Origin of the sequence: Oceanihabitans sp. 2_MG-2023 (assembly GCF_030547245.1) — a bacterium.
Taxonomy (GTDB): domain Bacteria; phylum Bacteroidota; class Bacteroidia; order Flavobacteriales; family Flavobacteriaceae; genus Oceanihabitans.
Map to the genome: position 1 here is coordinate 1 of NZ_JAUOQT010000018.1, position 2351 is coordinate 2351.

Below are 2351 nucleotides of genomic sequence, written 5' to 3' on the forward strand. Positions count from 1 at the left end.
AGTCGTTTATGTTTTTTTACTTCCATTATAACAAATCTATAAATTTAGATTTGTTGCGTTAAGTTATTGAATGGAGGTCATTTTCTGCTAATTGTGCCTAACGTGTTTGTATATGGTTTGTTGCGTGATTAAGTCACTAAGTTAGCAAATAAAAACCGAATAGAATATTCCGCAGGAATATTCGTAAGCAGGCTAGAACCTAGCAATAAAATATATGCATTGTTGGCAACAGTTTTTATTATTCAGATTACAGTATGTCGTTTAAATCTTGTCTTCCGACAATTGCCATTATTTCAACAACGTCATTATTTATTTTATAGTAAATACTATCTATTCCGCAAACACATCTTCTATAGTCTTTTTTTATATAATCAACTGACTCGAATGAAAAAGGCCTTTGGGAAATAATTTCAAAATATTTAAAGAATGATTCAAAATATTTATCCGCTTGAGTCATTCCAAATTTTTTAACTCCATAGTGATGGATTCGGATTAAGTCATTTTTAGCTTCGTTACTTAATCGATATTTAGCCATTTAGTAAAGTTTTTGATTGAGCTAAAATTTCATTTTTTGATTCGCTTGTAAATCCGCTATTTTCAGCTTTTTCCAATTTAGTTCGAACCCAATCAATTTCGACTTGTTGTTTTCTAGCTTGTCTAATTAAATCGTTTACTAATTCGCTTTTGCTTGAATATTCTTTTCCATTGACTTGTGCTTTCAGCCATTCGTCGTTAGGTTCTGTAAATGATATACTTTGTCTTGACATAATTCAATTATTTGGTGTAAATATACATCAATTTCGAATCATATCCAAATTGTTGCCAACGGTCTCGTATAAGAATAGTTGCGGGTTTACGTGCGAGGATTTTCCGCAGAAAAATCAGACGTAGTAGGCTTGGAGCGACCTCTGGTTAAGCCCAAAATTAAGCGATTATTTTTATACATTGTTGGCAACAGTTATATTAGTTTTTAACAACTCTAAAACCAATATGATTACCTCTATCTTGGTTCAAATCATATAATACTAATGTTGATCTATAATATGTAAGAAGTGTTTCTGAATGACTTCTGAAAGAACCACCTCTTATTACTCTTCTTGAATTAGCACCTGGTACATTGTTAACAGGGTTTGTTATTCCATTTAAATAAAATGAATCATTATAATAATCTTGACAAAACTCAAAAACATTTCCACCCATATCATAAAGCCCATATAAATTAGGAGTGAATTGACCAACAGCATTAATATGTACATTAGGATTATATAAATATGGAATTTCTCCATTGTAATTTGCTTGATTCGAAGAAATAGTTCCATTACCTGTAGGATATTCTAATTGATTTCCTCCTCTTGCAGCATATTCCCATTGAGCTTCTGTAGGTAAACTCATGTCACAATATTGTGCAAATGCAAAAGCGCCATCCCATGTTACCCAATTAACAGGCCAATTAGATTTAGAATTGTCTAATAATGAAAATGTATTGTTTGAATTATCATAATCAATCCAACTTTTATTATTAACGTTCCAATATTCAAGTGTGCCTTCATTAGTGCAACCTCCATGAAAATTATTTAAATGTAATAACAATTTATCTTGATATGTGGAATTTTCACTTCCATAAATTCCGTATTCTTGTAATATTCCACAATTGTAACTGAATTGATATATTGATACATAAATTAACCCATCGGCTAATGCTGAATTTAAAAAGTTAACATATTCTTGATTTGTAATTTCTTTTTCAGATATTTTATAATTTGATAAGGTAACACTAACTTCAGGGGAATCATTTTGAGTAGTAATTCCTCCCATAATAAAAGTTCCTCCAATAATGTCTTTAAGAACTATTCCACAATTTATATTAGGATCAGTTTCATTAACATCATTTAAATTAATTGAAAAATTTAAAACTTCAAAAATTGAATTATTTGAAACTTTTATAACTCCTGAAATTATTGGAGTTATTTCAAAATCAAACAAATTTTCATTTGCAACTTTCAATTCACCTGTAGTTGAATTAATTGCAATTGCTCCATTTGGAGATTGATTTTCAATTGAAAAAGTAAGATTCCCTGAATTAGTTGTTGCATTAATAGTTCCCAAAATTTGATTTAGTAATGGGTTTTCATCAATTGTTATTGAGAAATCAGTTGTAGAAATGGTTGTTTCTGTAGGGTTGTTTGTTTGTTCATTATCACTTGAACAAGAAATTATTAAAAATCCTAAAATCAAGATTATATTCAATTTTTTCATAAAGTTTTGGTTTAATTGTTGCCAACGGTCTTGTGTATGGAAAGTTGCGTTTTTGGCGACGAGGATTTTCCGAAGGAAAATCAGAAGTTGGCAAA

Annotated in this window: 3 protein-coding genes; all 3 read right to left on the bottom strand. The window is 29.8% G+C overall.

Translation table 11 applies throughout. The features are described 5' to 3' along the window. Nucleotides 1-247: 247 nt before the first annotated feature. Nucleotides 248-535 (bottom strand): type II toxin-antitoxin system RelE/ParE family toxin, encoded by a 288-nt coding sequence (locus Q4512_RS16300; protein WP_179340053.1) that lies wholly within the window; start codon nucleotides 533-535, stop codon nucleotides 248-250. After that, nucleotides 528-767 (bottom strand): CopG family transcriptional regulator, encoded by a 240-nt coding sequence (locus tag Q4512_RS16305; RefSeq protein ID WP_036578964.1) that lies wholly within the window; start codon nucleotides 765-767, stop codon nucleotides 528-530. The genes Q4512_RS16300 and Q4512_RS16305 overlap by 8 nt, the downstream gene beginning before the upstream one ends. Nucleotides 768-963: 196 nt before the next feature. Next, nucleotides 964-2351 (bottom strand): SUMF1/EgtB/PvdO family nonheme iron enzyme (locus Q4512_RS16310; RefSeq protein ID WP_303426450.1); only part of this gene is annotated, 1388 nt, incomplete at its 5' end.